The following is a 7,480-nucleotide window of genomic DNA, read 5'->3' on the forward strand; positions in this document are numbered from 1 at the left end:
GGGCGGAGCCCCTGCATCAGGGGTTCGGGGGTCGCCCCCGGGTCAACATGACGAAGGAGTGACGGTCGGCGCTCTCCGCCGACACATCACTCCCAACTCGTTCGTTCGTGGGCGAGGAGGGATTTGAACCCTCACATCCTTTCGGACACACGGACCTGAACCGTGCGCGTCTGCCGTTCCGCCACCCGCCCATGGGTGCCGCCCCGTTTCCGGGTGCCTGAAAAGGCTAGCACGGTCGGGGTAGTGGTTAGGTACTCGGATACTCCTAGCGAACCTTCGCACCGATACGATCGTCTACCAGTGGGGAAGGGAGGTGCCCGTGGGCGTCATTCAGCGCTTCGAGCGACGGCTGGAGGGCATGGTCGAAGGGGCCTTCGCCCGTGCCTTCAAGTCCGAGCTGCAGCCGGTCGAGGTGGCCAGTGCTGTGCAGCGCGAGATGGACGATAGGGCGGCGATCGTGGCGCAGGGCCGCACGCTCGTGCCGAACGACTTCGTCGTGGAGATCTCTCAGCAGGACGGGCAGCGGCTGCAGGTGTACGCCGACAGCCTGAGCCAGGAGCTGGCGAATCTCGCGCGGGAGTACGCGAAGGAGCAGGGGTACTCCTTCGTGGGGCCGGTGCGGGTGCGGTTCGAGAACGCCGGGGATCTCGCCACGGGCATGTTCCGGATCCGGTCGGGGGTGATCCGGGGCTCGACGGTGGAGGGCGGGGAGATCCGCCGGCCGGTGAGCGATGTTCCGCAGGGCGGGCGCGGCGGTGTCTTCGGGGGGCATCCGCGGCTGCTGGTGACGACGGCGGTGGAGGGTTCGGACACGACGCAGCGCACCTATGAGATCAACACCCCCGTGACTCTGCTGGGTCGTGGCACGGACTGCGACCTGCGCCTAGTCGATCCGGGCGTTTCCCGGCATCATGCCGAGATCCGCGTAGAAGGTCCCGAAATCGCTCTCGTGGATCTAGGGTCGACCAACGGCTCGTTCGTGAACGGGCAGCCGATCCGGCGGGTCACGCTGGTGGACGGCTCCCGGGTCACGATGGGCCGGACAACCCTTGTGTTCCGCCGCGATAGGGAGTAACCCCGACTCCGATGTCCCCATTCACCCTCACGCTGATCAAGCTGGCGTTCCTCGCGGTGCTGTGGCTGTTCGTCATCGCGGCCGTCGGTGTGATCCGGGCCGACCTGTTCGGCTCGAAGGCCGCCACGAAGGCGGCGACGCGCCCGTCCCCGTCCCGTCCCCCCAGGCAGCCGAAGCCGCCGCGGCAGCAGCAGCGCAGCGCCCAGCACGGCGCCCCGACGCGGCTGGTGGTGGTGCAGGGCGAGCGGGCCGGCACCGTCATCGACCTCACGGGGGTGCCCATCACCATCGGCCGGGCGAATGACGCCACTCTGGTCGTGACCGACGACTACGCTTCCAGCCGGCATGCCCGAATTTTCGCGCAGGACGGTCAGTGGATCGTGGAAGACCTCGGCTCGACCAATGGGACATACCTCGGACGCACGAAGGTGAGCCGGCCGATGCCGGTGCCGCCCGGCGTCCCGGTCCGTATCGGCAAGACCGTGATCGAGCTGCGCAAATGACACTGGGAATCCGCTACGCCGCGCGCTCCGACGTCGGCATGCTGCGCGAGGGCAACGAGGACTCGGCGTACGCGGGCGCGCATCTGCTCGCGGTGGCCGACGGCATGGGCGGCCACGTCGGCGGGGAGATCGCGAGCGCCGCCGCCATCGAGGCGCTGCGCGCGCTGGACAAGGACCTTCCGGCGACGGAGCTGCTGGCCGCGCTGGAGCACACGGTCAAGACGGCCAACGACAACCTGCACCGCATCGTCGAGTCCGACCCGGCCCTGCAGGGCATGGGGACGACGCTGACCGCGATGCTGTGGGCGGGCAACCAGATCGCGCTCGTCCACATCGGCGACTCCCGCGCGTACCTGCTGCGCGACGGCAGCCTGTTCCAGATCACGCACGACCACACGCTCGTCCAGTCGCTGGTGGACGAGGGCCGCATCAGCCCGGACGAGGCGGCGTCGCATCCGCAGCGGTCGCTGCTGCTGCGGGCGCTGGACGGCCGCGGCGAGGTCGATCCCGACCTGTCGCTGCGCGAGGCGCAGGTCGGCGACCGGTACCTGCTGTGCTCGGACGGCCTGTCCGGCGTCGTCACGGCGGAGACGATCTTCCAGGTGCTCACCGACGTGGACGAGCCCGACCAGGCCGTCCGGCAGCTGATCGACCTGGCGAACCGGGGCGGCGGCCCGGACAACATCACCTGCGTCGTCGCCGACGTGGTCGACCTGGAGCGGCAGCCGCCGACGGGCGGCCCCGGCCACGCGGTGGGCGCGGCGGCGAACGCGGCGCCGCCGGAGCCGCCGGGCGGCGGTCCCGGCGCGAACACGACGGTGGCCGACACCCCGGCGGGCCGGGCGGCGCAGCTGCGCGACACGCGCCCGCAGCCGCCCGTGGCGGTGGACGAGCGTCCGCCGCCGCCCGCACCGGCGCCGATGGCGGACCCGATGGGCGCCCCGCCGCCGATGCAGCAGGCGCCGATGGAGCGGCCGCGGCGCGGCGGAGCCCGCCGCTGGACATGGCTGGTCGTGGTGGCCGGTGTGGTCGTGGTGGGCGTGGTGGCGGGCGGGTTCGTGCTGCTGCAGAACGTCCGGAACGGCTACTACATCGGTGCGGAGAACGGCAACGTCGTCCTGTTCCGGGGGACGCCGCAGAAGGTGCCGGGCCTCGACCTGTCCCGCAAGGCGGACGCCTCGAAGCTGCAGCCGATCAAGGTCGCCGACCTCCCGCAGGACCTGCAGCAGCAGGTCAAGGACACCTACACGGTGGACGGCCCCGCGGCGTGGGACACGCTGGTGGATCGCGTCTGCAAGTACACCCTGGTCGAGCAGTCCGGCAAGGTCGGCGTCGTGCGGGGCCGCGACCAGCAGAACTGCCAGGAGACCGCGGTCCAGCCGGGTGACGTCCCGGTCGCCCAGCTGCCGGTGTCCGACGCGACGAAGGTCAGGAAGGGCGAGTTCACCTTCATCGGGCGGGAGGCGGCGACGGCCGCGCTCGCCGAGCTGAAGGTCCGCCGCGACAAGTGCAAGACCAACGACCCGGGCATACCGGACTGCCCCTCGGGCGGGGGGAGCTCGTAGATGCACTCGCTCGGGGAGCAGATCAGGGCACGGCTGCCGTACCAGCAGCGCAACGCGGCCTCGCTGGCCCTGCTGATCTTCGCGATGGTGCTGACGCTGTCGGCGTTCGCGGAGGTCGGGCTGGCCCGTGACGGCAGCCTGCCCGCCGGGCTGTTCGTGTACGGCGGCGGCCTCGCGGTACTGGCCTTCATCGCCTACTTCGTGCAGGCGAAGTTCACCCCGTACGCCGACCCGCTGCTGCTGCCGCTCGCAGTGGCGCTGAACGGCCTCGGCCTCACCATGATTTACCGGCTCGACCTGGACACCAGCGCCGACCGCAAGGCGGCCGCCGCGGCGGGCAAGAAGCTGCTGGAGGACGCGGCGAAGGCGCCCGGCCAGCTGATCTGGACGTTCGTCGGCATCACGCTGTTCGTCGTCGCCGTCCTGATCATGCGGGACACCGAGAAGACGGACGCCCGGCTGTCGTTCACCCCGAAGACGGCGCAGCGCTATACCTACCTGATCGGCCTGTCGGCGATCATCATGCTGATCCTGCCGATCGTGCCGGGCATCGGCGCGGAGATCAACGGCGCCCGCGTGTGGATCAACATCGCGGGCTTCTCGGTGCAGCCGGGCGAGTTCGCGAAGCTGCTGCTGGTCGTGTTCTTCGCCGGCTACCTGGTGAACAAGCGGCAGGCGATGTCGCTGATCGGCAAGAAGCTGGGCCCGGTCAGCCTGCCCCGGGGCCGCGACCTCGGCCCGATCATGGTGATCTGGTTCTTCTGCCTGGGCGTGCTGTTCCTGCAGAAGGACCTCGGCACCGCGCTGCTGTTCTTCGGCCTGTTCATCTCGATGCTGTACATCGCGACGCAGCGGGTCTCCTGGGTGGTGATCGGCGTCGGGCTGCTCGCGGTGGGCGTGTTCATCGCGACGCTGCTGCCGTTCATGGGGCACGTGAACCAGCGCATCGACATCTGGCAGAACCCGAAGCCGTACTTCGACGGCGGCTGCCTGCTGGAGAGCGGCAAGGTCGTCCCCGTCAACCCCGACACCGAGATCTACAAGAAGTACGACAAGCCGGGCGTCATCTCGCCCGGGTTCACCGCCTGCGCCAACCTGGGCGGCGAGTACTCCGACAGCGCGCAGCTGATGAAGGGGCTTTTCGCGCTCGGCCAGGGAGGGGTGCTCGGCACCGGCCTCGGCCAGGGCGAGCCGTGGCGGACGCCGCTGTCGTTCAGCGACTTCATCTTCGACTCGCTCGGCGAAGAGCTCGGGCTGACCGGGCTGATGGCGATCCTGCTGATCTACGCGTTGATCGTGCAACGCGGGATGAAGACGGCCGTGGCGGCGCGGGACCCGTTCCTCAAGCTGTTCGCGGGCGGTGTGTCGTTCGTGCTGGCGCTCCAGGTCTTCGTGATCGTCGGCGGCGTCACCCGGCTCATCCCGCTCACCGGTCTCACGACGCCGTTCCTGTCGCAGGGCGGTTCGTCGCTGATGGCCAACTGGATCCTGATCGCGATCCTGGTCCGGATGAGCCATGACGCGCGCAAGCCGGCCCCCCAGGCGATCCAGGACGAGGGCATGACCCAGATCGTGAGCACGAGGTGACTTCCCCCCTATGAACAGCGAGCGAGCCGGCGTCGCCTGGACTGAGGAGCGCGCGGAGCGACGAAGGAGCGAGCACGTGACGAGGGAAGGCGGCGCCTTCCCGGGCTCGCTCGCAGCCGAGCGGAGCGAGGCCCAATGAACATGGACAAGCCGGTTCGGCGGGTGGCGATCTTCGCGCTGCTGCTGTTCTTCGGGCTGATGGCGCAGGTGAACTACGTCCAGGGCAGCCAGGCGGAGGACCTGCGGACCGACTCGGCCAATGCCCGGCAGTACGCGGACGTGTTCAACTCGCCGCGGGGCCAGATCTCCGCGGGCGGCGAGGTGCTGGTGACGTCCAAGGAGACCGGGAAGGACAACCCGAAGTACGGCCGGTCCTACAAGGACGGGCCGATCTTCGCCCCGGTCACGGGCTACTTCAACGGCGGCGCCACGCAGGTCGAGCGCGCCTACAACTCGCTGCTCGGCGGCAAGGACAAGCGGATCACCCAGCAGCACTGGTTCGACGTGTTCATCGGCAAGAAGGCCGACGGCGCGAACGTCGAGCTGACGATCGACCCGGACGCGCAGCGCACCGCGTACGCGCAGCTGAAGGCCAAGACGCAGCAGGGCCGCCGCGGCGGCGCCGTGGTGATCGACGTGAAGACCGGCGCGGTGAAGGTGGCGGCGTCGTGGCCGTCGTTCGACCCGAACGAGGTGGCGCCGCAGACCGGCACCAAGGGCGGGAAGCGGCTGGAGCAGCTCAACGAGGGCGAAGGCGTGGTGAAGCCGCTGATCGACAACGCGCTGAGCCAGACGTTCCCGCCCGGTTCCTCGTTCAAGACGGTGGTGTCGGCGCTGGCGATGAAGACCCTCGGCGCCACCAGCTCGACGACCGTCGACACCGGCCAGCTGCTCCTGCCGGAGTCGGGGCGCCCGCTGCCGAACTCGCACGACAGCGGCAGCTGCGGCGGGTCGGCCTCGCTGCGCGGCGCGTTCGCCGAGTCCTGCAACACGACGTTCGCGAAGATGGCGCTGAACATGGGCATCCAGAAGCTGCACGACGGCTCCGGGGAGTTCGGGTTCAACAAGCGGATCCAGCTCGAGCCCGACTTCTACACGGCCGAGAGCGACGTCCCGGTGGCCTACACCGACGCGAGCGGCAAGACCACCCCGACCGGCCAGGACGGGACGGCCCGGTCCGGCATCGGCCAGGAGAACGTGCGCGCCACGCCGCTGCAGATGGCGATGGTCGCGTGCGCGGTCGCCAACGGCGGCAAGATCATGAAGCCGTACGTGGTGCAGACGGTGCGGGCCAAGGACCAGAGCCAGTTGTACGGCGCCTCGCCGGAGGAGTTCGCGAAGCCGATCAGCGGCGACCAGGCCGGGCAGCTGGAGGACATGATGCGCGCGGTGGTCTCCGAGGGCACCGCGAAGAACCTGCAGGGCCAGCGGATCGCCGGTAAGACCGGCACCGCCGAGCAGGGCCCCGGCAACCCCAACGCCAACTGGTTCGTCGGGTTCAGCCCGGTCGACAACCCGCGCTACGCGTTCGCGGTGATGACCGAGGCGCCGGGCTCGGGCGCCGGCAACGCGGGCCCGATCGCCGGGGCGATCATGGCGAAGGTCCTGCAGAAGTGAGCACGGGCCTCGTCCTGAACGACCGGTACCGGCTGCTGGAGCGGCTGGCGGTCGGCGGGATGGGCGAGGTCTGGCGCGCGGTGGACGTGCGCTCCGGCCGGGAGGTCGCGGTGAAGCTGCTGCGGCTGGAGCTCGGCTCGGACATGCGGGCGCGGGGCCGGTTCGAGTCCGAGGCGCGGTTCGCGATGGAGTTGCGGCATCCGGGCATCGCGCGGGCGTTCGACTTCGGCGAGCACGGCGGCCGGACGTTCCTGGTGATGGAGCTGGTGGCGGGCGAGCCGCTCGACGAGGTCCTCGCGCGGGGCGGCGGGCTGCCGCTGGAGGCCGTCCTCGACCTGGTGGTGCAGGCGGGACGGGCGCTGACGGTCGCGCACGACGCGGGGATCGTGCACCGGGACGTCAAGCCGGCGAACCTGATGGTGTCCCCGGACGGCATCCTGAAGATCACCGACTTCGGGATCGCCCGGCGGCTGGCGGCGGCGTCGCAGACCCAGACCGGCATGGTCATGGGGACGGCGCACTACATCTCGCCCGAGCAGGCGCAGGGCAAGGAGCTGTCGCCGAAGGCGGACCTGTACTCGCTGGGCGTGGTGGCCTACGAGTGCCTGACGGGCGCGCCGCCGTTCGACGGGTCGACGCCGGTGGAGGTGGCGCTCAAGCACGTCCGGGACGCGCCGGCGGAGCTGCCGGCCCGGGTGCCGGCGGCCGCCCGCGAGCTGATCATGGAGATGCTCGCGAAGGACCCGCTGGACCGCCCGCGGGACGCCGGGGCGGTCGCGGCCCGGGCGCTGGCGATCCGCGCGGCGCTGGTCGGCGCGCCGTTCGGTGCGCGACCCGGGGCGCAGCCCGGTGGACGGTCCGGTGCGCAGTCCGGGGCACGGCCCGCGGCGCGGCCGGGCACGGTGGTCTCTCCCGGCAGAGACCCCATCGTTACCCAATCGGCTCCTTCGTCGGGATTTGACGCTGACCGAGCGGCAGATAGCCTCACGGACGGGACAGTGCAACGACGCACCGCGGTGACGTACGCGTCCGTCGCGGCCGTCCTCGTCGTGGTCTGCGTGATCGTGATCGGTTCCCTGTGGAAGGGGCTGGCGTTCGCGGGGTCCGCCGAGGACGAGCGGGACCCGCCCGCC

Annotated in this window: 6 protein-coding genes and 1 tRNA gene; 6 read left to right on the forward strand and 1 reads right to left on the reverse strand. The window is 70.5% G+C overall.

Features of this window, described 5'->3' with window-relative positions; translation table 11 throughout:
* Positions 1 to 108: 108 nt before the first annotated feature.
* Positions 109 to 191: transfer RNA gene (locus E1284_RS36610), tRNA-Leu, on the reverse strand.
* A gap of 128 nt (positions 192 to 319) precedes the next feature.
* Here E1284_RS36610 and E1284_RS36615 point away from each other — a divergent pair.
* From E1284_RS36615 to E1284_RS36640, 6 genes are all read left to right on the forward strand, one after another.
* Entirely contained in the window at positions 320 to 1,075 is a 756-nt protein-coding gene (locus tag E1284_RS36615; RefSeq protein ID WP_067627928.1) for an FhaA domain-containing protein, read from the forward strand.
* Positions 1,076 to 1,086: 11 nt separating this feature from the next.
* The gene (locus E1284_RS36620) at positions 1,087 to 1,578 is read left to right on the forward strand and encodes an FHA domain-containing protein FhaB/FipA (RefSeq protein ID WP_131944732.1); all 492 of its coding nucleotides are present in this window, start codon (positions 1,087 to 1,089) and stop codon (positions 1,576 to 1,578) included.
* Positions 1,575 to 3,143, forward strand: a complete 1,569-nt coding sequence (locus tag E1284_RS36625) for a Stp1/IreP family PP2C-type Ser/Thr phosphatase (RefSeq protein WP_131944733.1) — start codon at positions 1,575 to 1,577, stop codon at positions 3,141 to 3,143. The genes E1284_RS36620 and E1284_RS36625 overlap by 4 nt, the downstream gene beginning before the upstream one ends.
* Complete coding sequence (locus E1284_RS36630) at positions 3,144 to 4,730, forward strand: FtsW/RodA/SpoVE family cell cycle protein (protein ID WP_131944734.1); 1,587 nt, start codon at positions 3,144 to 3,146, stop codon at positions 4,728 to 4,730.
* 141 nt (positions 4,731 to 4,871) lie between these two features.
* Entirely contained in the window at positions 4,872 to 6,347 is a 1,476-nt protein-coding gene (locus tag E1284_RS36635; protein ID WP_243714969.1) for a peptidoglycan D,D-transpeptidase FtsI family protein, read from the forward strand.
* On the forward strand, positions 6,344 to 7,480 hold a 1,137-nt coding region (locus E1284_RS36640; protein ID WP_131944736.1), incomplete at its 3' end, for a serine/threonine-protein kinase. The genes E1284_RS36635 and E1284_RS36640, both read left to right, overlap by 4 nt.

It is taken from the genome of Actinomadura bangladeshensis (assembly GCF_004348335.1).
GTDB lineage: Bacteria > Actinomycetota > Actinomycetes > Streptosporangiales > Streptosporangiaceae > Spirillospora > Spirillospora bangladeshensis.